The sequence below is a fragment of the Pseudotabrizicola sp. genome, assembly GCF_030684215.1.
Classification (GTDB): domain Bacteria; phylum Pseudomonadota; class Alphaproteobacteria; order Rhodobacterales; family Rhodobacteraceae; genus Pseudotabrizicola.
Genome location: NZ_JAUXOV010000063.1, coordinates 115,131 through 134,336, shown reverse-complemented (window position 1 = coordinate 134,336; position 19,206 = coordinate 115,131). Strand labels below are relative to the sequence as shown.

The following is a 19,206-nucleotide window of genomic DNA, read 5'->3' as shown; positions in this document are numbered from 1 at the left end:
GTGATGCCGGGCGACAACCTGAAGTTCAACGTCGAACTGATCGCCCCGATCGCGATGGAAGAAAAACTGCGCTTCGCCATCCGCGAAGGCGGCCGCACCGTCGGCGCAGGCGTGGTATCCAAGATCCTCGCCTAAGCTGCGCGAATCCCCTTTTCAAAGGGGAGATGACAGTATAACGACACGCGGCGCGCCCAATCTTTTTGGGCGCGCCGCAGACCATCCACAAATGTGAACCTATGGGCCGGGCATGTTGCCCCGTCTACGTTCCGAAGGAACAAGAAATGCAAGGTCAGACCATTCGCATTCGCCTGAAGGCCTTCGATTACCGCGTGCTGGACGCCAGCACCCAGGAAATCGTCAATACGGCCAAACGCACAGGCGCACAGGTCCGCGGGCCCATCCCGCTGCCGAACAAGATTGAGAAATTCACGGTTCTCCGTGGTCCGCACATCGACAAGAAGTCGCGTGACCAGTGGGAAATCCGCACGCACAAGCGTCTTCTTGATATCGTCGATCCGACCCCGCAGACCGTGGACGCGCTGATGAAGCTCGACCTCGCTGCCGGCGTTGACGTCGAAATCAAAGTGTAAGGGGGCATAGAACAGATGCGCTCTGGTATTATTGCAAAGAAGCTGGGCATGACCCGGTTGTTCCTCGAAGATGGCAAGCAGGTTCCGGTTACGGTTCTGCACCTCGACAATCTGCAGGTTGTGGCACAACGCACCGCTGACAAGGATGGCTATACGGCTGTTCAGCTCGGCGCCGGCGCTGCCAAAGCCAAGCGGACCACGGCTGCGATGCGCGGTCACTTCGCCAAGGCGAACGTGGAGCCAAAGCGTAAGGTCGCCGAATTCCGTGTCACCGATGATTGCATGATCGACGTTGGCGAAGAAATTACCGCGGATCATTACTTCCCCGGTCAGTTCGTTGACATTGCTGGCACCTCGATCGGCAAAGGTTTTGCCGGTGCGATGAAGCGCCACAACTTTGGCGGTTTGCGCGCCTCGCACGGTGTGTCGGTGTCTCACCGTTCGCACGGTTCGACCGGCCAGTGTCAGGACCCCGGCAAGGTGTTCAAGGGCAAGAAAATGGCGGGCCATCTGGGTGCCGTTCGCGTGACCACGCAGAACCTGCAGGTCATCCGTACCGACGCTGACCGTGGTCTGATCATGGTCAAGGGCGCCGTCCCCGGATCGAAGGGTGGCTGGGTGACGGTTAAGGACGCGGTGAAGAAGCCGGTTCCGGATACCGTGATCATGCCGGCTGGCTTGCGTTCGGCTGCCAAGGCCGCTGCCGCTGCTGCTGAAGCCGCCGCCGCTGCTGCCGCTGCAGAAGCTGCCGCGGCTGAAGAGGCGCGTCTGGCTGCACAAGCTGCCGAACAGGCCGCTTTGGAGGCCAAGGCGCTTGAAGATACGTCGAACGCAGATGACACATCTGCCGAAGGCGCTGATGAGGGCACCACCAAGTCCGAAGGCGGTGAAGCATGAAACTTGATGTTCTGAAGCTCGACGGCGGCAAAGCCGGTTCGATTGATCTGAACGATGATCTGTTTGGTCTGGACCCGCGCGCAGACATCCTGCATCGCGTAGTGCGCTGGCAGCGTGCGAAAGCACAAGCTGGCACACATTCGACGCTGACCCGCGCCGAAGTGTCCTACTCGACCAAGAAGATTTACCGCCAAAAAGGCACCGGTGGGGCTCGCCACGGGTCGCGCAAGGCGCCGATCTTCCGCAAGGGTGGTGTCGTCAAGGGCCCAAAGCCGCGCAGTCATGCACATGACCTGCCGAAAAAGGTTCGCGCCTTGGGTCTGCGTCACGCGCTGTCGGCCAAGGCCAAAGCAGGCGAGCTGATCATCCTGGATACGCTGGCAATGGTGGAAGCCAAAACCGCGATCCTGGCAAAACAGGCGAAGGAGCTCGGCTGGAAGCGCGTGCTGATCATCGATGGTGTTGCTGTGGATCAGGGCTTTGCTCTGGCTGCGCGCAACATCGAAGGGATCGATGTGCTGCCGACGATGGGTGCCAACGTCTATGACATCCTGAAGCGTGATCAACTCGTGATCACCAAAGCAGGACTCGAAGCATTGGAGGCTCGTCTGAAATGAGCGCGAAACCCCAGCACTACGACCTGATCAAAAAGCCGATCATTACCGAGAAAGCCACATTGGCATCGGAAAATGGTGCAGTTGTGTTTCAGGTTGATATGGACGCAACCAAGCCGATGATCAAAGAGGCCATCGAGGCCGTCTTTGGCGTCAAGGTGAAGGCGGTCAACACCACCATCACCAAGGGCAAGACCAAACGTTTCAAAGGTCGTCCCGGCGTGCGTTCCGACAAGAAAAAGGCCTATGTTACGCTCGAAGAGGGTAACACTATCGACGTCTCTACCGGCCTCTGATAGAAGGCGCCGAATCTTACGGCCCCGGATATTCCGGGGCCGTGGATATTTTGCAGAATCGGTCTGTTTTGTGGCGTTTTCCACGGGCAGATCAAACCACCGGGGACCTTCGGGGCCCTATAACTCGGGTCTGGAACATCAGGCCCTCTAGCTGACGGAAGACAGAAAGCATGGCACTCAAGTCGTACAAACCGACGACGCCTGGCCAACGCGGGTTGGTTCTGATCGACCGTTCGGAGCTGTGGAAAGGACGCCCGGTCAAGGGCCTTGTAGAAGGCTTGACCAAGACGGGTGGACGGAACAACACCGGACGTATTACGATGTGGCACAAGGGCGGCGGCGCAAAGCGTCTGTACCGCATTGTGGATTTCAAGCGTCGTAAATTCGACATTGCAGCGGTCGTCGAGCGGATCGAATACGATCCGAACCGCACCGCGTTCATCGCCCTCGTGAAATACGCGGACGGCGAATTGTCCTACATCCTCGCTCCGCAGCGTTTGGCTGTTGGTGACAGTGTGATCGCTGGCGCCAAGACCGACGTAAAGCCGGGCAACGCCATGCCGTTTTCCGGCATGCCGATCGGTACGATCGTGCACAACGTCGAGATGAAGCCCGGCAAGGGTGGTCAGATCGCGCGTGCAGCTGGCACCTATGCCCAGTTCGTCGGTCGTGACGGTGGCTATGCCCAGATCCGTTTGTCTTCGGGCGAACTGCGTCTGGTGCGTCAGGAATGCATGGCCACCATCGGGGCCGTGTCGAACGCTGACCATTCGAACCAGAACCTCGGCAAAGCCGGTCGTAAACGCCACATGGGTGTGCGTCCTACCGTTCGCGGCGTTGCAATGAACCCAATCGACCACCCGCACGGTGGTGGTGAAGGCCGGACCTCTGGTGGTCGTCACCCGGTCACGCCGTGGGGCAAAGGCACCAAGGGCAACCGCACCCGGTCGAACAAAGAGACGGACAAGTATATCCTCCGCTCGCGTCACGCCAAGAAAAAGGGCCGCTAATCCATGTCACGTTCCATTTGGAAAGGCCCGTTCGTCGATGGCTATGTCTTGAAAAAGGCAGAAAAGTCGCGCGAGTCGGGCAAAAGCGAAGTGATCAAGATCTGGTCGCGCCGCTCCACCATCCTGCCGCAGTTTGTCGGTCTGACTTTTGGCGTGTATAACGGCCACAAGCACATTCCGGTTGCGATCACCGAAGAAATGATCGGCCAGAAGTTCGGTGAATATTCGCCGACGCGGACCTATTACGGTCACGCCGCCGATAAAAAAGCCAAGAGGAAGTAAGCCATGGGTAAGGAAAAGAATCCGCGCCGCGTGGCGGACAACGAAGCTATGGCGATCAGCCGTATGCTGCGCACCTCGCCGCAGAAACTCAACCTGGTAGCCGGTCTGATTCGTGGCAAAAAGGTTGAAAAGGCACTCGCAGACCTGACCTTCTCGAAGCGCCGCATCGCGGCTGACGTGAAGAAATGCCTGCAGTCCGCGATTGCGAATGCCGAAAACAACCACGGTCTTGACGTCGACAGCCTGATTGTTGCGGAAGCCTGGTGTGGCAAGAACCTTGTGATGAAGCGTGGCCGTCCGCGGGCGCGTGGCCGTTTCGGCAAGATCATGAAGCCGTTCTCTGAAATCACCATCAAGGTTCGTCAGTCCGGGGAGTCGGCATAATGGGACAGAAGGTTAATCCAATCGGGATGCGCCTCCAGGTCAACCGCACCTGGGACAGCCGTTGGTTTGCAGAGTCGAAAGACTATGGCAACCTGTTGCTTGAAGACCTGCGGATGCGTGAATTCATTCACGAAGAAGCGAAGCAAGCCGGCATCAGCAAGGTGATCATCGAACGTCCGCACAAAAAGTGCCGCGTCACGATTCACGCTGCTCGTCCGGGTGTGATCATCGGCAAAAAAGGTGCCGACATCGAAACGCTGCGCAAGAAACTGACCGCGTTCACGAAGTCGGAACTACACCTGAATATCGTCGAAGTCCGCAAGCCGGAACTCGACGCGCAGTTGGTGGCCGAGTCGATCGCCCAGCAAATGGAACGCCGGGTTTCTTTCCGTCGCGCCATGAAGCGCGGCGTGCAAAACGCTATGCGGATCGGTGCGTTGGGTATTCGTGTGAACGTCGCCGGCCGTCTGGGTGGCGCCGAAATCGCACGGACCGAATGGTACCGCGAAGGTCGCGTTCCGTTGCATACGCTGCGCGCCGATATTGACTATGCCCTGTCCGAAGCAACGACCCCCTACGGGATCATCGGTGTGAAGGTCTGGATCTTCAAAGGCGAAATCCTTGAGCATGATCCGCAAGCGCATGACCGCCGTCACGCAGAAGCACAGGAAGGCGCAGCACCGCGTCAACCTCGTCGCGACCGCGAACGCGCGTAAGGGAGTATTGAAAGATGCTGCAACCAAAACGGACTAAGTTCCGCAAACAGCACAAGGGTCGTATTCACGGCGAAGCCAAGGGCGGCTTCCTGTTGAACTTTGGCTCTTATGCGCTGAAGGCGACCGAGCCAGAGCGTGTAACGGCGCGTCAGATCGAAGCGGCCCGCCGCGCGATCACCCGCCACATGAAGCGTCAGGGCCGTGTCTGGATCCGCATTTTCCCTGATGTGCCCGTGACGTCGAAGCCGACAGAAGTGCGTATGGGTAAAGGTAAAGGTTCGGTCGATTACTGGGCAGCCAAGGTGAAACCTGGCCGCATCATGTTCGAGATCGACGGCGTGTCGGACGTTATTGCACGTGAGGCCCTGCGCCTTGGTGCGATGAAACTTCCGGTCCTGACCCGCGTGGTCGCCCGCGAAGACTGGTAAGGGTTCGCGCTTTGGCGCAACCTGCGTGCGGCGGGGTGAACCCCGCCCTACCCAAAGATTGGCCCCTGCCGGACACGGCGGGGGCCTTTTCAAATCCGAGGTCAGAAAAATGCCCACGACATCCCTGTTCGTCACCCGTCTCTATCGCGCCAATCTGAATGATCTGGCCAAGAAAAAGGTCGACTACGCCGAATTGGCGGCATCGTGCAACGCGATTGCCGAGGATGATGAGGCCGGGCAGGAGTGGTGTGAGGCGAATGGCTATCCGGGCTATACCTCTTACGCCTCGCTGGACGATCTGCCGTGGCGGTTTCCGATTTTCAAGGGACTGGAGGCCGCATTGGATAGGCACGTAACAGCGTTTTGCGACGATCTGGCCTTTGATTTGGGAGGCAAAAAGCTGAAACTGAACGGGTTGTGGATCAACATCCTGCCCGAAGGCGGCACGCATGCCAGCCACATCCACCCGCATTCGGTGATTTCCGGCACGACCTATGTGCAGATGCCCGAAGGCACCAGCTCGCTGAAACTGGAAGACCCGCGCCTGCCGATGATGATGATGTCGCCCTTGCGCCGCAAGGATGCCCCCGAAGAACTGCGCCAGTTCGTTTATGTGGCCCCGGTCGTAGGCGATGTGCTGATGTGGGAAAGCTGGCTGCGCCATGAAGTGCCGATGAACATGTCAGAACAAGATCGGGTTTCGGTCAGCTTCAACTATGGTTGGGCCTAATGAGACTTCGCGCTTGCCAATTCGGCGCGCCGCTCTTATACGGGCCCATCAGCGGTTCTGAGGCGACTCGGAATCGCCGGTTTATCATTGATCCACCGGGTTCAAGGTTACCCTGCATCTGCTGGGGCCTTCTGGTGATTGAATAAAGGAAAACGGCATGAAAGCCGACGAACTCCGGGGCAAGTCCCCTGATCAGCTGCGCGACCAGCTCGTTGCACTGAAAAAGGAAGCGTTTAACCTGCGCTTCCAAGCCGCCACGAACCAGCTTGAGAACACCGCGCGTATGCGCGTCGTCCGTCGTGACGCAGCGCGCGTGCTGACCATTCTCAACCAAAAAGCCGCCGAAGCGGCGAAGTAAGAGGTTTATCATGCCCAAGCGTATCCTTTCAGGCGTCGTGACCTCGGACAAGAACGAACAGACCATCACGGTTCTGGTCGAGCGTCGCTTCAAGCACCCGCTGCTGCAAAAGACTGTGCGTAAGTCGAAAAAATACCGCGCACATGATGCAGAGAACAAATTCAAGATTGGCGATGCCGTCCGTATCGAGGAATGTGCGCCGATTTCGAAAACCAAGCGTTGGACGGTGGTTGTCTCGGCTTAAGGCCGGGCAACTTTCGTTTTGCGATAATCGAAACCCTGGGGCGTCATCTGCATGACAGTCCCCAAAGGTCGGGAGAAACCAAATGATCCAGATGCAGACCAATCTGGATGTTGCTGATAACTCCGGCGCTCGCCGAGTTCAGTGCATCAAGGTTCTGGGCGGTTCACACCGCCGCTATGCATCCGTGGGCGACATCATCGTGGTGTCGGTCAAGGAAGCTATTCCAAAAGGCCGCGTTAAAAAAGGCGACGTGCGTAAAGCTGTTGTCGTACGCACCGCCAAAGAGGTTCGTCGTGAAGACGGCACCGCTATCCGTTTTGACCGCAACGCCGCTGTCATCCTGAACAACCAGGGTGAACCAGTGGGCACGCGTATCTTCGGGCCGGTTGTCCGTGAATTGCGCGCCAAGAACTTCATGAAGATCATCTCGCTGGCTCCGGAGGTGCTCTGATGGCTGCGAAACTCAAAAAGGGTGACAACGTCATCGTGCTGACCGGCAAGGACAAGGGCAAAAAGGGCGAAATCGCCTCTGTAAACCCGACTGCCAACAAGGCCGTCGTCGAAGGTCTGAATGTCTCCATCCGCCACACCAAGCAATCCGCTGGGTCGCAAGGTGGTCGTGTGGCTAAGTCCATGCCGATCGACCTGTCGAACTTGGCGATCGTGGACAAAGACGGCAAACCCACCCGCGTTGGCTTCCGTATGGATGGCGACAAGAAGGTGCGTTTTGCCAAGACGACAGGGGATGCGATCTGATGTTGGACGTAGCGACCTACACACCCCGCCTCAAAGGCGAGTACGGCTCCAAGATTCGCGCTGCGATGAAAGAAGAGTTTTCGTACAAGAACGACATGCAGATCCCCAAGCTTGAGAAAATCGTTCTCAACATGGGTGTCGGCGAAGCTGTCAAAGACACCAAAAAGGTGAAACAGGCTGCTGAAGAGCTGTCCCTGATCGCCGGTCAGAAAGCTGTCATCACCCACGCCAAAAAGTCCATCGCGGGCTTTCGTGTACGGGAACTGATGCCTCTGGGGTGCAAAGTCACCCTGCGTGGCGACAAGATGTACGAATTCCTAGACCGTCTGGTCAACGTGGCTCTGCCCCGCGTCCGCGACTTCCGCGGCGTCAAGGGCTCGTCGTTCGATGGCCGTGGCAACTACGCCATGGGCCTGAAGGAACACATCGTGTTCCCGGAAATCAACTTCGATAAAGTTGATGAAGTTCTGGGTATGGACATCATCATCTGCACGAACGCGAAAACCGATGCGGAAGCCAAGGCGCTGTTGAAGCATTTCAACATGCCCTTCACGTCGTAAGCGCGAGGAACCAGAGTTATGGCAAAGAAATCCATGGTGAACCGCGAAGTGAAGCGCGCAAAGCTGGTGAAGCAATATGCTTCCAAGCGTGCGACGCTCAAAGCGGTGATCGAAGACCAATCCAAGCCGATGGAAGAGCGTTTCGGCGCGACCCTGAAGCTGGCACAACTGCCCCGCAATTCGTCTGCTGTCCGGTTGCACAACCGCTGCCAGCTGACGGGTCGTCCGCATGCTTACTATCGTAAGCTGAAACTGTCGCGGATCATGCTGCGTGAACTGGCCTCGTTTGGCCAGATCCCGGGCATGGTCAAGTCAAGCTGGTAAGGAGAGCAGATATGCCTGTGAATGATCCTATCGGCGATATGCTGACCCGTATCCGCAACTCTCAGATGCGCGGCAAATCCACTGTTTCGACCCCAGCCTCTACGCTGCGTGGCCGTGTGCTGGATGTGCTTTTGTCTGAAGGTTACATCCGCGGTTACGAAAAGAACCCGACCGCAAACGGTCAGGGCGAATTCGTGATCTCGCTCAAATACTACGAAGGCACCCCTGTGATCCGCGAAATCAAGCGCGTATCGAAGCCGGGCCGCCGTGTGTATATGGGCGTCAAGGAAATCCCGTCGGTCCGTAACGGCCTCGGTGTTTCGATTGTGTCGACGCCAAAAGGCGTCATGTCCGATGCAGCTGCACGCTCCGCCAATGTTGGTGGCGAAGTGCTCTGCACCGTATTCTGAGGAGGGTGCAATGTCTCGTATCGGCAAGAAACCCGTCTCTTTGGTCAGTGGCGTCTCGGCGTCGGTGTCCGGCCAGACCATCGAAGTGAAGGGGCCGAAAGGCACCCGCAGCTTTACCGCTACCGACGATGTGACCATCACCATCGACGGCGCAGAGATCAAGGTGACGCCACGCGGCACCTCGAAGCGCGCCCGTCAACAGTGGGGCATGGCGCGGTCCATGGTGGACAACCTGGTTCAGGGCGTTTCGACCGGCTTCAAGAAAGAGCTTGAGATTCAGGGCGTTGGTTACCGTGCTGCAGTTAACGGCAACATTCTGAAGCTGTCGCTTGGCTATAGCCACGAAGTCAACTTCGCCGTTCCGGCAGGCGTGACCGTCACGTCTCCGAAGCAAACCGAAATCGTTGTGGAAGGGATCGATCAGCAGCTTGTTGGTCAGGTCGCAGCAAACATCCGCGAATGGCGCAAGCCCGAGCCGTATAAAGGCAAGGGCATCCGCTATAAGGATGAATACATCTTCCGCAAAGAAGGTAAGAAGAAGTAAGGGTGGCAAAATGGCTTTGAACAAAAGAGAGCTGTTCCTCAAGCGCCGCCTGCGCGTCCGGAACAAAATCAAGGCGATGTCGAACGGGCGCTTGCGCCTTTCGGTTCATCGTTCGTCCAAGAACATCAGCGTCCAGTTGATCGATGATGTGAAAGGCGTGACCGTTGCGTCCGCCTCCACGTTGGAGAAAGATCTGGGTCTGATGGGCAAGAACAACGTCGAGGCTGCGGCCAAAATCGGCGCTGCGATTGCAGAGCGGGCGAAGAAGGCAGGGGTCGAAGACGTCTATTTCGATCGTGGTGGTTTCCTCTTTCACGGTAAGATCAAGGCTTTGGCCGACGCTGCCCGTGAAGGCGGCCTGAAGTTCTGAGGAGTTTGGATATGGCAGAACGTGAAAATCGGGGCCGCGGCGGCGATCGTCGTCAGGACTCCCGTGAGGAAACGCCCGAATTCGCTGACCGTCTGGTCGCGATCAACCGTGTTTCGAAAACCGTCAAGGGCGGCAAGCGCTTTGGCTTTGCAGCACTCGTCGTCGTCGGTGACCAGCGTGGTCGCGTAGGCTTCGGCAAGGGCAAAGCGAAAGAGGTGCCGGAGGCAATCCGCAAGGCTACGGAACAGGCAAAGCGCCAGATGATCCGTGTGCCGCTGAAGGACAGCCGGACCCTGCACCACGACATGGAAGGCCGCCACGGCGCTGGAAAAGTCGTGATGCGCACGGCCGTTGCAGGTACCGGCATCATCGCCGGTGGCCCAATGCGCGCCGTCTTCGAGATGCTGGGGATCCAGGACGTTGTTGCGAAGTCGATCGGCTCGCAGAACCCCTACAACATGATCCGCGCCACCATCGACGGTCTAAGAGCAGAGACTTCGCCCCGCCAGGTTGCCGCACGTCGCGGTAAAAAGGTGGCCGAGATCCTGAAGAAGCCCGAAGCTGAAGTGCAGGAGGCCTGATCATGACCGAGAAGAAAACCATTGTTGTGCAGCAGGTGGCTTCTGCCGCCCGCCGCCCGGCCATTCAAACCGCGACCCTCAAGGGTCTGGGCCTGAACAAGATGAACCGCACCCGCGAGCTGGAAGACACACCTTCCGTGCGCGGCATGGTCAACAAGATCTCGCATCTTGTGAAGATCATCGAAGAGCGCGGCTAAGGGATGGCGGGGCGAACCCCGCCCTGCCGTTTGAATTGCGCCCCGAGGGAAACCTTGGGGCGTTTTCTTTTGCGCGAAGGTGGCTAAGGTGGCCGTGAAGCATTTGCCAAAGGCCGCATCATGATCGTCCGCTCCCTCGCCGCCATCCTCAACACCTCTGCTCATGTGAAGGGCGACGCGTTTGAGAGCCGCCGCATTTTGCTGGCCGCTGATGGCCTCGGCTATTCCTTGCATGACACGATCTGCAAGGAGGGGTCCGAGCAGGTGTTGCACTACAAGAACCACGTCGAGACGAATTACGTCATCGAAGGAGAGGGCGAGGTGCAGAATGTGGCGAGTGGCGAGGTGTTCGCGCTGTCGCCGGGCACGGTCTATGTGCTGGACCGGCACGAAGAACATATACTACGCGCACAGCGTGGTGATATGCGGATCATCTGCGTTTTCACCCCTGCGTTGACCGGGCAGGAAAAACACGACGCCTCGGGGAGCTATCCGGCGGCGGGGTGAACCCCGCCCTACGCCCGGTTTGCTTTGGGCGTATTCTTGGGGCATGGGTAGGGCGGGGTTCACCCTGCCAATCCCCAATCCGCTTGCCTAACATCCCCACAGCCATTATATGCCCCGAGTGGCCCTCTGTGGCTACAGAATCAACAAGAAATGCCGTGTTGTCCCCTCCCGTCGCAGGCGGGGATGTTCCGGCGATGGAGAGTGCGACATGAAACTGAATGAACTTCGTGACAATGATGGCGCGAACAAGAAGCAAAAGCGCGTCGCCCGTGGCCCCGGTTCGGGCAAGGGCAAGACCGCTGGCCGCGGTATCAAGGGCCAGAAATCGCGTTCGGGCGTGGCGATTGGCGGATACGAAGGCGGCCAGATGCCGCTGTACCGTCGCCTTCCAAAGCGCGGCTTCACCAAGCCGAACCGCAAGGAGTATGCCGTCGTCAACCTTGGCCTGATTGAGAAATTTGTCGAGGCCGGCAAGCTGGACATCAAGCTTGACCTGACCGAAGACATGCTGGTGGCCGCTGGCCTGACCAACCACAAGCGCGACGGCATCCGCATCCTGAACAAGGGTGAGATCAAATCGGCTGTGAAACTGGTTGTCTCGGGTGCGTCGGCTGCGGCTGTTGAGGCCATAAAAGCGGCTGGCGGGTCGATCACCCTTCCGGCGGCAGCGGCTGAGTAAGCCAAATAGGAGTTGTGAGCGGCCCTCAGGTCGCTTACATCACCTTTAGTTTTCCCGCGCCGCCGACCGGAGAACGGTTTGGCGGCGCTGTCTTTGAAAGAGACCGGATATGGCATCTGCTGCAGAGCAAATGGCGGCGAACCTCAGCTGGGGCGCCCTTGGCAAGGCAACCGACTTGCGCCAACGCATCTTTTTTACCATCGGCCTGCTGATCGTGTATCGGCTTGGCACCTATATTCCGGTGCCGGGCATTGATGGCGTGCAACTGCGCGCCTTCATGGATGATGCGGGTGCAGGCATCGGCGGCATGCTTAACATGTTCACCGGTGGCGCGATCAGCCGTATGGGCATCTTTGCCCTTGGCATCATGCCCTATATCTCTGCTTCGATCATCGTGCAGCTGATGACGGCCATGGTGCCGGCGCTGGAGCAGTTGAAGAAAGAGGGCGAGCAGGGCCGCAAGAAGATCAACCAGTACACCCGCTACGGCACGGTGTTTCTGGCGACATTTCAGGCCTGGGGCATTGCCGCAAGTCTGGAAGCGGGTGGTCTGGCGCATGATCCGGGCCTGTTCTTCAAGGCAGCCTGCATGATCACGCTGGTCGGTGGCACCATGTTCCTGATGTGGCTGGGTGAGCAGATCACCGCACGCGGCATTGGTAACGGCATCTCTCTGATCATCTTTGTCGGCATTGTCGCAGAGATCCCGGCGGCCATCGCGCAGTTCCTGAGCCAAGGTCGGTCTGGGGCGATTTCGCCGGCAGTGATCATCGGGGTCATCGCGCTCGTGATCGCCACCATTGCCTTTGTGGTCTTCATGGAGCGCGCACTGCGCAAAATCCACATTCAGTATCCCCGCCGCCAGGTCGGGATGAAGGTCTATGACGGCGGGTCATCGCATCTGCCCGTCAAGGTGAACCCCGCTGGCGTGATCCCGGCGATTTTTGCCTCGTCGCTGCTCTTGCTGCCGGTCACGATTTCAACCTTTTCGGGTCAGCAGACCGGGCCGGTCATGTCTACCATTCTGGCCTATTTTGGTCCGGGTCAGCCGCTGTATCTGCTGTTCTTCACCGGCATGATCGTGTTTTTCAGCTTTTTCTACACCTACAACGTTGCCTTCAAGGTTGAGGATGTTGCCGAAAATCTGAAGAACCAGAACGGCTTTATCCCCGGCATCCGTCCCGGCAAGAAGACAGAAGAATATCTGGAATACGTGGTAACGCGTGTTCTGGTGCTTGGGTCGGCCTATCTCGCCGCCGTTTGCCTTCTACCTGAAGTGCTGCGCAACCAGTTCGCGATTCCGTTCTACTTTGGTGGTACGTCGGTTTTGATCGTGGTGTCGGTGACGATGGATACGATCAATCAGGTGCAGTCGCATCTGCTGGCGCATCAGTACGAAGGTCTGATCGAAAAATCGCAACTGCGTGGGCGTAAAAAGACAACGCCCAAAGCCCCTACACGGCGCTGACCCATGGCAAACATCATTCTTTTGGGGCCTCCTGGGGCCGGTAAGGGCACGCAGGCCAAGCGTCTGGTCGATACGCGTGGGATGGTGCAGCTGTCGACTGGCGATATGCTGCGCGAAGCAAAGACCAGCGGCACAGAAATGGGCCGCAAGGTTGCCGACGTGATGGAGCGCGGCGCGCTTGTCACAGATGACATCGTGATCGGGCTGATCGAGGAAAAGCTGACCCAGGGCGCGCCCGGCGGGTTCATATTTGACGGCTTTCCACGCACCCTGAAGCAAGCCGATGCCTTAGCCGCGCTTTTGTCGCAAAAGGGTCTGGCGCTGGATGCTGTGATCGAACTGGCCGTGGATGATGCTGCCTTGGTTGGCCGCATCGTCAAGCGTGCCGCCGAGGCTGCAGCGCAGGGCCAGCCGGTTCGCCGGGATGACACGCCCGAGGTTTTTGAGGTGCGTCTGCGCGAGTATTACAAGAATACTGCCCCCCTGATCGGCTATTACTATGCCAAGGGCGCGCTACGGTCCGTGGATGGTCTGGCCGCCATGGACAGTGTCAGCGCGGATATAGCGAAAATTCTTGACAAACCATGAAAACACCGCCGCTGCCCTTGACGGGCGCAGCATTTGCCCATAAAGCACAGCGTCCCGGTATGGAATCGTGCCGGGGTCTCCCTCAATCGGGATTAGACCCAGAAGGGCATTGCCCTGACGGAGTTGTGAAAAAAGGTTCTGGCACCACGGAACCGCAACATTGAAAAGGACACACGTTTGGCACGTATTGCTGGCGTTAACATTCCGACCCAAAAGCGGGTTCCGATCGCCCTGACCTACATCACCGGTATTGGCTCGACCAATGCTGAAGCCATCTGCGAGTCGCTCAAGATTGATCGCGCTCGCCGCGTAAATCAGCTCTCGGATGCCGAAATTCTGGCAATCCGCGAATTCATCGATGCGAACTTCACCGTTGAAGGTGATCTGCGTCGTGAAACGTCGATGAACATCAAGCGTCTGATGGATCTGGGCTGCTATCGCGGCCTGCGTCACCGCAAGGGCCTTCCGGTCCGTGGTCAGCGCACCCATACCAATGCTCGTACCCGCAAGGGCCCCGCAAAAGCCATCGCTGGCAAGAAGAAATAAGGGGAGCAGACAGATATGGCACGCGATACCAAAGCATCCCGCACCAAGAAAAAAGAGCGCAAGAACATCGCCGCTGGCGTGGTTCATGTGAACTCTTCGTTCAACAACACCAAAATCCTGATCTCTGACGTTCAGGGCAATGCGATTTCTTGGTCGTCCTCGGGCACCATGGGTTTCAAAGGCTCGCGTAAGTCGACGCCTTATGCGGCCCAGATGGCTGCCGAAGATGCGGCCCGCAAGGCCCAGGAACATGGCATGAAGACCGTTGAGGTTGAAGTGCAGGGTCCGGGTTCGGGCCGCGAGTCGGCGCTGCGCGCGCTGGCCGCTGTTGGTCTGAACATCACTTCGATCCGCGACGTGACCCCGCTGGCGCACAACGGCTGCCGCCCGCCAAAGCGTCGTCGCGTCTGATTGATTGAAATACTGTCGGGCCGTGCGATGTCGCACGGCCCGATTTCGGCATTTTAGGACCCTCGGGCGTCCCACCGCTTGCTGGACATGGGCAATGGGACAAGAATGGAGGCGACAGCATGATCCATAAGAACTGGCAAGAACTGATCAAACCGACCCAACTGGTTGTGAAACCGGGCTCGGATGCGGCGCGTGTGGCGACCGTGATCGCCGAACCGCTGGAGCGCGGCTTTGGTCTGACGCTGGGCAACGCCCTGCGCCGCGTGCTGATGTCGTCGCTGCAAGGCGCTGCCATCACGAGCGTGCAGATCGACAATGTGCTGCACGAGTTTTCCAGCGTCGCTGGCGTGCGCGAAGACGTGACCGACATCGTGCTGAACTTGAAAGGCGTGTCCATTAAGATGGACGTCGAGGGGCCAAAGCGCCTGTCGATCTCGGCCAAGGGTCCGGGCGTTGTGACGGCGGCCGATATCTCGGAGTCGAACGGCATCGAGATTCTGAACCGTGAACATGTGATCTGCCACCTGGATGATGGCGCTGATGTGTTCATGGAACTCACTGTAAACACCGGCAAAGGCTATGTCTCGGCCGACAAGAACCGCCCTGAAGATGCGCCGATCGGGTTGATCCCGATTGATGCGATCTATTCGCCGGTGAAAAAGGTCAGCTACGAAGTGCAGCCAACCCGCGAGGGCCAGGTGCTGGACTATGACAAGCTGACGATGAAGGTGGAAACTGACGGCTCGCTGACGCCCGATGACGCTGTGGCCTATGCCGCGCGCATCCTGCAAGACCAGTTGTCGATCTTCGTCAACTTCGACGAGCCGGAATCGGCAAAACTGGGCGAAGTCGATGCGGGTCTGGAATTCAACCCGCTGCTTCTGAAGAAAGTGGACGAGCTGGAACTTTCCGTGCGCTCAGCCAACTGCCTGAAGAACGACAACATCGTCTATATCGGCGATCTGATCCAGAAAACCGAAGCAGAAATGCTGCGCACCCCGAACTTTGGCCGCAAGTCCTTGAACGAAATCAAGGAAGTGCTGTCCGGCATGGGTCTGCATCTGGGCATGGAAGTCGAAGACTGGCCACCAGAGAACATTGAGGATCTGGCCAAGCGTTTTGAGGACCAGTTCTGATAACAAAAAGGGCGGGGTGAACCCCGCCCTACCGCTAAAAATGCCCGGACTGCCGGGGAAAACATGGGTCACAAGGCCCCAAGGTGAGTGTAGCCGCACGTAGGCCGCACCGGACAAAGCAAAACACGCGATCAGGAGAATTTCCATGCGTCACTCTAACGGCTACCGCAAACTGAACCGGACCCATGAACACCGCAAAGCGATGTTCGCTAACATGGCTGGTTCGCTGATTGAACACGAGCAGATCAAAACCACTCTGCCGAAAGCAAAAGAACTGCGCCCGATCATTGAAAAGCTGATCACACTGGCAAAGCGCGGCGATCTGCACGCTCGCCGTCAGGCGCATTCGCAGCTAAAGCAGGACATTCACACCGCACGTCTGTTCGAGATCCTCGGCCCCCGTTACAAGGACCGCGCCGGCGGTTATGTGCGAGTGCTGAAGGCTGGCTTCCGCTACGGCGATATGGCACCGATGGCGATCATCGAATTCGTGGATCGCGATCCGAACGCCAAGGGTGCTGCTGACCACGCCCGCACCGAGGCAGCCGAGGCGGAATAAGCGCCCGGCCATCGGCCAATAGTTTCGCAAAGCCTGTCCTTGGCAACAGGGGCGGGCTTTGTCATGTGTGGTTGGTTGAATGCGCAACAGGTCTTGCCATATCCCTGTGCAAAGCAAGAAAGGATGCACCATGCTCCGCCTCGTCGCACTTATCCTGTTCTGTACCGTCCCACTTGCCGCACAAACCGACAGCCGACCTCCGGCCTCTGCCGTGGAAATCAGCCTCAGCTTTGCCCCGGTGGTGAAATCCACCGCCCCTGCCGTGGTCAACATCTATGCCAGTCGCGTGGTCGAGGAGCGGTTGTCACCCTTTGCAGGCGATCCGTTCTTTGACCAGTTCTTCAGCGGCTACGGCCAGACCCAGCCGCGCATGCAGAACTCGCTTGGTTCGGGGGTGATTGTGTCTGGCGATGGCATTGTGGTGTCGAATTACCATGTTGTGGGACAGGCAACAGAGATCAGGGTTGTGCTGAATGACCGCCGCGAATATGCGGCCGATCTGATCCTTGGCGATGAGGAAAGCGATCTGGCGATCCTGCGGCTACAAGATGCCGAGGGCCTGCCCGCGCTGGATTTTCGCAATTCGGATGAGGTCGAGGTTGGCGATCTGGTGCTGGCCATTGGCAACCCGTTTGGCGTGGGGCAGACGGTATCTTCGGGCATCGTGTCTGGTCTTGCGCGCAGCTCGGTCGAGTTGGGTCGCGGGTATTTCATACAGACTGATGCGGCGATCAACCCCGGCAATTCGGGTGGCGCGCTGGTGGATATGAAGGGGCGTTTGGTGGGGATCAATACCGCGATCCTGACCCGGTCTGGCGGGTCCAACGGCATCGGCTTTGCGATACCAGCCAATCTGGTGCAAACGGTCGTGGCGCAGGCGTTGGCGGGCAACAGCCGCTTTGCCCGGCCATGGGCGGGAGTGCAGGGGCAAGCGGTGGACGCGGGGCTGGCTGCGGCCATGAACCTGCCGCGCCCCGATGGTGTGCTGCTGTCAGATCTGCATCCCGACAGCCCCTTTGCTGCAGCAGGATTACGCCCCGGCGATGTGGTGCTCTCCATCGCGGGAGAGCCGACGAACACCCCACAAGAAATGATTTTCCGCCTGTCCGCGCTTGGGATCGGCGGCACCGCACTTGTGACCTATCTGCATGAGAATGGTATCTCGACCATGGATGTCGCACTAATAGCTCCACCCGAGTCGCCGCCGCGCGATCCGGTGACGATAGCGGGCGCGGTGGCATTGCGCGGGCTTACGGTGGCGCGAATCAATCCTGCGCTTGCTGCCGAGATTGCGCTGCCAACCGATGCGTCTGGCGTGGTGGTGACACACGCGCAGGATGTTGCAGCGCAGGTAGGACTGCGCCCCGGCGACGTGCTGCTGTCGATCAACGGCCGCAGCATTGCCCAACCGCAGGATGTGGCTGACGCAGCAACAGAGCAAACCCGCCGCTGGGCCATCGATGTGAACCGGGGCGGGCAGCTCTTGCGTCTGCGTTTCCGGCTCTAGCCCTTGCGCGCGTGGCGGCGTATCGTGCGCTATGGCAGATCTGTTTGACTCCGCAGCCGCGATCCCGAAAGCCGAAGGTCCGCGCCCTTTGGCGGATCGCCTGCGCCCGCAATCGTTGGCGCAGGTGATCGGGCAGGCGCATGTGCTGGGGTCAGAGGGCCCGCTGGGTGCGATGCTGGCGGCAAACAGTCTGTCGTCGCTGATCCTGTGGGGGCCGCCTGGTGTGGGTAAAACCACCATCGCACGGCTTTTGGCACGCGAAACCGATATGGCCTTTGTGCAGATTTCAGCGATCTTTACCGGCGTGCCTGACCTGCGCAAAGTGTTCGACTCTGCTAAAATTCGGCGACAGAACGGGCAGGGTACCTTGCTGTTTGTTGATGAAATCCACCGCTTCAACAAAGCGCAGCAGGATGGCTTTCTGCCGCATATGGAAGATGGCACCATCCTTCTGGTCGGCGCCACCACTGAAAATCCCAGTTTTGAGCTGAACGCGGCGTTGCTGAGCCGCGCGCAGGTGATTGTGCTGGAACGCCTGAACCTTACGGATCTGGAGCGGATGATGCAGCGCGCCGAGATGGAGCTTGGCCGCGTTTTGCCACTGAACGGCGAAGCGCGCGAGGCGCTGCTGGAAATGGCTGATGGTGACGGGCGTGCGCTTTTGAACCTGACCGAACAGGTGGCGGCATGGCGGCTGGATAAACCGATTGACCGCGACCAGCTGGCGACCCGGCTGATGCGCCGCGCAGCGAAATACGACAAGTCGGGTGAGGAACATTACAACCTTATCAGCGCCTTGCATAAATCGGTACGCGGATCAGACCCCGACGCCGCACTGTATTGGTTTGCCCGGATGCTGGAGGGTGGCGAAGACCCCCGCTTTCTGGCGCGGCGTCTGGTGCGGATGGCGGTTGAGGATATTTGTCTGGCGGATCCGCAGGCGCAATCGGTCTGTCTGGATGCGTGGAATACCTATGAACGCCTTGGCAGCCCCGAGGGGGAATTGGCGCTGGCCAATGCGGTGGTGTATCTTGCGCTCGCGCCAAAATCGAACGCGGTCTATGTGGCGTATAAGGCTGCGCGGGCAAGTGCGCGGGAAACCGGCAGCCAGATGCCGCCGCGTCATATCCTGAATGCACCGACCAAGCTGATGAAAGAGATCGGGTATGGATCTGGATATGCCTATGACCATGAGGCCGAAGATGGCTTTTCCGGGCAGGATTATTTCCCCGAAGGCATGAAGCGCCCGGTGTTCTATCTGCCCCCCGAACGCGGGTTCGAGCGCGAGTTGAAAAAGCGGGTGGAGTATTTTGCCAAGCTGCGGGCGAAGCGTCAGGGCGGATAGGGACGCTCATCCAGCTTTGCGCGCGTCTTCGCCCGAGTGCGCTCCGCGCGGGAGTATTTTTGCCAAGATGAATGGGGCACCAAATGCGCAGAGCTTCGCCCGAGCGATGAGCGCACGTTGACAATTCCGCACAACAGACGCAAAGACCGGGGCATGATCCTGACCGTGC

At 58.6% G+C, this 19,206-nt stretch carries 31 protein-coding genes and 1 pseudogene; all 32 read left to right on the top strand.

The window, feature by feature from the left end:
* Nucleotides 1–135, top strand: a pseudogene (gene tuf / locus Q8K08_RS12855) (elongation factor Tu); the annotation flags it as partial.
* Nucleotides 136–281: 146 nt separating this feature from the next.
* Nucleotides 282–590 (top strand): 30S ribosomal protein S10, encoded by a 309-nt coding sequence (rpsJ, locus tag Q8K08_RS12850; protein ID WP_023666234.1) that lies wholly within the window; start codon nucleotides 282–284, stop codon nucleotides 588–590.
* A gap of 15 nt (nucleotides 591–605) precedes the next feature.
* Nucleotides 606–1,487, top strand: coding sequence for a 50S ribosomal protein L3 (gene rplC / locus Q8K08_RS12845; protein ID WP_304803758.1), 882 nt, complete (start codon nucleotides 606–608; stop codon nucleotides 1,485–1,487).
* Nucleotides 1,484–2,104 carry a 50S ribosomal protein L4 gene (gene rplD / locus Q8K08_RS12840; RefSeq protein ID WP_305250292.1) on the top strand — a complete coding sequence of 207 codons (621 nt, stop codon included), beginning with the start codon at nucleotides 1,484–1,486 and terminating at the stop codon, nucleotides 2,102–2,104. Before rplC ends, rplD begins: the two co-directional genes overlap by 4 nt.
* Entirely contained in the window at nucleotides 2,101–2,397 is a 297-nt protein-coding gene (locus Q8K08_RS12835; RefSeq protein ID WP_304801163.1) for a 50S ribosomal protein L23, read from the top strand. The genes rplD and Q8K08_RS12835 overlap by 4 nt, the downstream gene beginning before the upstream one ends.
* Before the next feature lie 170 nt (nucleotides 2,398–2,567).
* Nucleotides 2,568–3,407, top strand: coding sequence for a 50S ribosomal protein L2 (rplB, locus tag Q8K08_RS12830; RefSeq protein WP_100195929.1), 840 nt, complete (start codon nucleotides 2,568–2,570; stop codon nucleotides 3,405–3,407).
* Nucleotides 3,408–3,410: 3 nt separating this feature from the next.
* Entirely contained in the window at nucleotides 3,411–3,689 is a 279-nt protein-coding gene (rpsS, locus tag Q8K08_RS12825) for a 30S ribosomal protein S19 (protein ID WP_103334345.1), read from the top strand.
* 3 nt (nucleotides 3,690–3,692) lie between these two features.
* Nucleotides 3,693–4,073 carry a 50S ribosomal protein L22 gene (gene rplV, locus Q8K08_RS12820; protein ID WP_304801170.1) on the top strand — a complete coding sequence of 127 codons (381 nt, stop codon included), beginning with the start codon at nucleotides 3,693–3,695 and terminating at the stop codon, nucleotides 4,071–4,073.
* Nucleotides 4,073–4,789: a 30S ribosomal protein S3 gene (rpsC, locus tag Q8K08_RS12815; RefSeq protein WP_118149337.1), complete on the top strand. Its 717-nt coding sequence runs from the start codon at nucleotides 4,073–4,075 to the stop codon at nucleotides 4,787–4,789. The genes rplV and rpsC overlap by 1 nt, the downstream gene beginning before the upstream one ends.
* 14 nt (nucleotides 4,790–4,803) lie before the next feature.
* On the top strand, nucleotides 4,804–5,217 hold the full coding sequence (gene rplP / locus Q8K08_RS12810) for a 50S ribosomal protein L16 (protein ID WP_304801174.1): 414 nt from the start codon (nucleotides 4,804–4,806) through the stop codon (nucleotides 5,215–5,217).
* A gap of 109 nt (nucleotides 5,218–5,326) precedes the next feature.
* Nucleotides 5,327–5,947 carry a TIGR02466 family protein gene (locus Q8K08_RS12805; protein WP_304801175.1) on the top strand — a complete coding sequence of 207 codons (621 nt, stop codon included), beginning with the start codon at nucleotides 5,327–5,329 and terminating at the stop codon, nucleotides 5,945–5,947.
* Nucleotides 5,948–6,104: 157 nt separating this feature from the next.
* A complete protein-coding gene (gene rpmC / locus Q8K08_RS12800; protein ID WP_103334351.1) occupies nucleotides 6,105–6,305 on the top strand; it encodes a 50S ribosomal protein L29 in 201 nt (66 codons plus the stop codon).
* A gap of 10 nt (nucleotides 6,306–6,315) precedes the next feature.
* A complete protein-coding gene (gene rpsQ, locus Q8K08_RS12795; protein ID WP_135433367.1) occupies nucleotides 6,316–6,549 on the top strand; it encodes a 30S ribosomal protein S17 in 234 nt (77 codons plus the stop codon).
* A gap of 82 nt (nucleotides 6,550–6,631) precedes the next feature.
* Nucleotides 6,632–7,000 carry a 50S ribosomal protein L14 gene (rplN, locus tag Q8K08_RS12790; protein ID WP_013066055.1) on the top strand — a complete coding sequence of 123 codons (369 nt, stop codon included), beginning with the start codon at nucleotides 6,632–6,634 and terminating at the stop codon, nucleotides 6,998–7,000.
* A complete protein-coding gene (gene rplX, locus Q8K08_RS12785; protein WP_304801954.1) occupies nucleotides 7,000–7,305 on the top strand; it encodes a 50S ribosomal protein L24 in 306 nt (101 codons plus the stop codon). Before rplN ends, rplX begins: the two co-directional genes overlap by 1 nt.
* A complete protein-coding gene (gene rplE / locus Q8K08_RS12780) occupies nucleotides 7,305–7,865 on the top strand; it encodes a 50S ribosomal protein L5 (RefSeq protein WP_305250291.1) in 561 nt (186 codons plus the stop codon). Before rplX ends, rplE begins: the two co-directional genes overlap by 1 nt.
* An 18-nt stretch (nucleotides 7,866–7,883) precedes the next feature.
* Complete coding sequence (gene rpsN / locus Q8K08_RS12775; RefSeq protein WP_103334355.1) at nucleotides 7,884–8,189, top strand: 30S ribosomal protein S14; 306 nt, start codon at nucleotides 7,884–7,886, stop codon at nucleotides 8,187–8,189.
* Nucleotides 8,190–8,200: 11 nt separating this feature from the next.
* Nucleotides 8,201–8,599 (top strand): 30S ribosomal protein S8, encoded by a 399-nt coding sequence (rpsH, locus tag Q8K08_RS12770; RefSeq protein WP_304801958.1) that lies wholly within the window; start codon nucleotides 8,201–8,203, stop codon nucleotides 8,597–8,599.
* Between the two features lie 10 nt (nucleotides 8,600–8,609).
* Nucleotides 8,610–9,143: a 50S ribosomal protein L6 gene (gene rplF / locus Q8K08_RS12765; protein ID WP_304801960.1), complete on the top strand. Its 534-nt coding sequence runs from the start codon at nucleotides 8,610–8,612 to the stop codon at nucleotides 9,141–9,143.
* Nucleotides 9,144–9,153: 10 nt separating this feature from the next.
* Nucleotides 9,154–9,513, top strand: a complete 360-nt coding sequence (gene rplR, locus Q8K08_RS12760) for a 50S ribosomal protein L18 (RefSeq protein WP_305250296.1) — start codon at nucleotides 9,154–9,156, stop codon at nucleotides 9,511–9,513.
* 11 nt (nucleotides 9,514–9,524) lie between these two features.
* A complete protein-coding gene (gene rpsE / locus Q8K08_RS12755; protein ID WP_305250290.1) occupies nucleotides 9,525–10,094 on the top strand; it encodes a 30S ribosomal protein S5 in 570 nt (189 codons plus the stop codon).
* Nucleotides 10,095–10,096: 2 nt separating this feature from the next.
* Entirely contained in the window at nucleotides 10,097–10,291 is a 195-nt protein-coding gene (gene rpmD / locus Q8K08_RS12750; RefSeq protein ID WP_304802122.1) for a 50S ribosomal protein L30, read from the top strand.
* A 120-nt stretch (nucleotides 10,292–10,411) separates the two neighbouring features.
* On the top strand, nucleotides 10,412–10,798 hold the full coding sequence (locus Q8K08_RS12745; protein ID WP_304802124.1) for an ectoine synthase: 387 nt from the start codon (nucleotides 10,412–10,414) through the stop codon (nucleotides 10,796–10,798).
* 208 nt (nucleotides 10,799–11,006) lie between these two features.
* Nucleotides 11,007–11,477, top strand: a complete 471-nt coding sequence (rplO, locus tag Q8K08_RS12740) for a 50S ribosomal protein L15 (protein ID WP_304802126.1) — start codon at nucleotides 11,007–11,009, stop codon at nucleotides 11,475–11,477.
* Nucleotides 11,478–11,586: 109 nt separating this feature from the next.
* The gene (secY, locus tag Q8K08_RS12735; protein ID WP_304802128.1) at nucleotides 11,587–12,945 is read left to right on the top strand and encodes a preprotein translocase subunit SecY; all 1,359 of its coding nucleotides are present in this window, start codon (nucleotides 11,587–11,589) and stop codon (nucleotides 12,943–12,945) included.
* Nucleotides 12,946–12,948: 3 nt separating this feature from the next.
* The gene (locus Q8K08_RS12730) at nucleotides 12,949–13,533 is read left to right on the top strand and encodes an adenylate kinase (RefSeq protein ID WP_304802131.1); all 585 of its coding nucleotides are present in this window, start codon (nucleotides 12,949–12,951) and stop codon (nucleotides 13,531–13,533) included.
* A gap of 177 nt (nucleotides 13,534–13,710) precedes the next feature.
* Nucleotides 13,711–14,079 (top strand): 30S ribosomal protein S13, encoded by a 369-nt coding sequence (gene rpsM, locus Q8K08_RS12725; protein WP_305250289.1) that lies wholly within the window; start codon nucleotides 13,711–13,713, stop codon nucleotides 14,077–14,079.
* Nucleotides 14,080–14,094: 15 nt separating this feature from the next.
* Nucleotides 14,095–14,490 carry a 30S ribosomal protein S11 gene (gene rpsK, locus Q8K08_RS12720; RefSeq protein WP_103334365.1) on the top strand — a complete coding sequence of 132 codons (396 nt, stop codon included), beginning with the start codon at nucleotides 14,095–14,097 and terminating at the stop codon, nucleotides 14,488–14,490.
* A gap of 119 nt (nucleotides 14,491–14,609) precedes the next feature.
* On the top strand, nucleotides 14,610–15,626 hold the full coding sequence (locus tag Q8K08_RS12715; protein ID WP_135433348.1) for a DNA-directed RNA polymerase subunit alpha: 1,017 nt from the start codon (nucleotides 14,610–14,612) through the stop codon (nucleotides 15,624–15,626).
* A gap of 145 nt (nucleotides 15,627–15,771) precedes the next feature.
* Nucleotides 15,772–16,185 (top strand): 50S ribosomal protein L17, encoded by a 414-nt coding sequence (rplQ, locus tag Q8K08_RS12710; RefSeq protein ID WP_304804840.1) that lies wholly within the window; start codon nucleotides 15,772–15,774, stop codon nucleotides 16,183–16,185.
* Nucleotides 16,186–16,315: 130 nt separating this feature from the next.
* Nucleotides 16,316–17,692, top strand: a complete 1,377-nt coding sequence (locus Q8K08_RS12705; RefSeq protein ID WP_305250288.1) for a trypsin-like peptidase domain-containing protein — start codon at nucleotides 16,316–16,318, stop codon at nucleotides 17,690–17,692.
* A 31-nt stretch (nucleotides 17,693–17,723) separates the two neighbouring features.
* The gene (locus Q8K08_RS12700) at nucleotides 17,724–19,037 is read left to right on the top strand and encodes a replication-associated recombination protein A (RefSeq protein ID WP_304804844.1); all 1,314 of its coding nucleotides are present in this window, start codon (nucleotides 17,724–17,726) and stop codon (nucleotides 19,035–19,037) included.
* The last annotated feature ends 169 nt before the right edge of the window (nucleotides 19,038–19,206 follow it).

Bases quoted from the DNA above. Each gene is read 5' to 3' on its own strand.
- secY (WP_304802128.1), top strand. From the start codon at position 11,587: ATGGCATCTGCTGCAGAGCAAATGGCGGCGAACCTCAGCTGGGGCGCC.
- Q8K08_RS12715 (WP_135433348.1), top strand. From the start codon at position 14,610: ATGATCCATAAGAACTGGCAAGAACTGATCAAACCGACCCAACTGGTT.
- rpsN (WP_103334355.1), top strand. From the start codon at position 7,884: ATGGCAAAGAAATCCATGGTGAACCGCGAAGTGAAGCGCGCAAAGCTG.
- rplV (WP_304801170.1), top strand. From the start codon at position 3,693: ATGGGTAAGGAAAAGAATCCGCGCCGCGTGGCGGACAACGAAGCTATG.
- rpsE (WP_305250290.1), top strand. From the start codon at position 9,525: ATGGCAGAACGTGAAAATCGGGGCCGCGGCGGCGATCGTCGTCAGGAC.
- Q8K08_RS12835 (WP_304801163.1), top strand. From the start codon at position 2,101: ATGAGCGCGAAACCCCAGCACTACGACCTGATCAAAAAGCCGATCATT.
- rplE (WP_305250291.1), top strand. From the start codon at position 7,305: ATGTTGGACGTAGCGACCTACACACCCCGCCTCAAAGGCGAGTACGGC.
- rplN (WP_013066055.1), top strand. From the start codon at position 6,632: ATGATCCAGATGCAGACCAATCTGGATGTTGCTGATAACTCCGGCGCT.
- Q8K08_RS12705 (WP_305250288.1), top strand. From the start codon at position 16,316: ATGCTCCGCCTCGTCGCACTTATCCTGTTCTGTACCGTCCCACTTGCC.
- rplD (WP_305250292.1), top strand. From the start codon at position 1,484: ATGAAACTTGATGTTCTGAAGCTCGACGGCGGCAAAGCCGGTTCGATT.
- rpsH (WP_304801958.1), top strand. From the start codon at position 8,201: ATGCCTGTGAATGATCCTATCGGCGATATGCTGACCCGTATCCGCAAC.
- Q8K08_RS12730 (WP_304802131.1), top strand. From the start codon at position 12,949: ATGGCAAACATCATTCTTTTGGGGCCTCCTGGGGCCGGTAAGGGCACG.
- Q8K08_RS12700 (WP_304804844.1), top strand. From the start codon at position 17,724: ATGGCAGATCTGTTTGACTCCGCAGCCGCGATCCCGAAAGCCGAAGGT.
- rplC (WP_304803758.1), top strand. From the start codon at position 606: ATGCGCTCTGGTATTATTGCAAAGAAGCTGGGCATGACCCGGTTGTTC.
- rpmC (WP_103334351.1), top strand. From the start codon at position 6,105: ATGAAAGCCGACGAACTCCGGGGCAAGTCCCCTGATCAGCTGCGCGAC.
- rpsK (WP_103334365.1), top strand. From the start codon at position 14,095: ATGGCACGCGATACCAAAGCATCCCGCACCAAGAAAAAAGAGCGCAAG.
- rpsQ (WP_135433367.1), top strand. From the start codon at position 6,316: ATGCCCAAGCGTATCCTTTCAGGCGTCGTGACCTCGGACAAGAACGAA.
- rpsS (WP_103334345.1), top strand. From the start codon at position 3,411: ATGTCACGTTCCATTTGGAAAGGCCCGTTCGTCGATGGCTATGTCTTG.
- rplQ (WP_304804840.1), top strand. From the start codon at position 15,772: ATGCGTCACTCTAACGGCTACCGCAAACTGAACCGGACCCATGAACAC.
- rpsJ (WP_023666234.1), top strand. From the start codon at position 282: ATGCAAGGTCAGACCATTCGCATTCGCCTGAAGGCCTTCGATTACCGC.
- rpsC (WP_118149337.1), top strand. From the start codon at position 4,073: ATGGGACAGAAGGTTAATCCAATCGGGATGCGCCTCCAGGTCAACCGC.
- rplR (WP_305250296.1), top strand. From the start codon at position 9,154: ATGGCTTTGAACAAAAGAGAGCTGTTCCTCAAGCGCCGCCTGCGCGTC.
- rplX (WP_304801954.1), top strand. From the start codon at position 7,000: ATGGCTGCGAAACTCAAAAAGGGTGACAACGTCATCGTGCTGACCGGC.
- Q8K08_RS12805 (WP_304801175.1), top strand. From the start codon at position 5,327: ATGCCCACGACATCCCTGTTCGTCACCCGTCTCTATCGCGCCAATCTG.
- rplO (WP_304802126.1), top strand. From the start codon at position 11,007: ATGAAACTGAATGAACTTCGTGACAATGATGGCGCGAACAAGAAGCAA.
- rplP (WP_304801174.1), top strand. From the start codon at position 4,804: ATGCTGCAACCAAAACGGACTAAGTTCCGCAAACAGCACAAGGGTCGT.
- Q8K08_RS12745 (WP_304802124.1), top strand. From the start codon at position 10,412: ATGATCGTCCGCTCCCTCGCCGCCATCCTCAACACCTCTGCTCATGTG.
- rplB (WP_100195929.1), top strand. From the start codon at position 2,568: ATGGCACTCAAGTCGTACAAACCGACGACGCCTGGCCAACGCGGGTTG.
- rplF (WP_304801960.1), top strand. From the start codon at position 8,610: ATGTCTCGTATCGGCAAGAAACCCGTCTCTTTGGTCAGTGGCGTCTCG.
- rpmD (WP_304802122.1), top strand. From the start codon at position 10,097: ATGACCGAGAAGAAAACCATTGTTGTGCAGCAGGTGGCTTCTGCCGCC.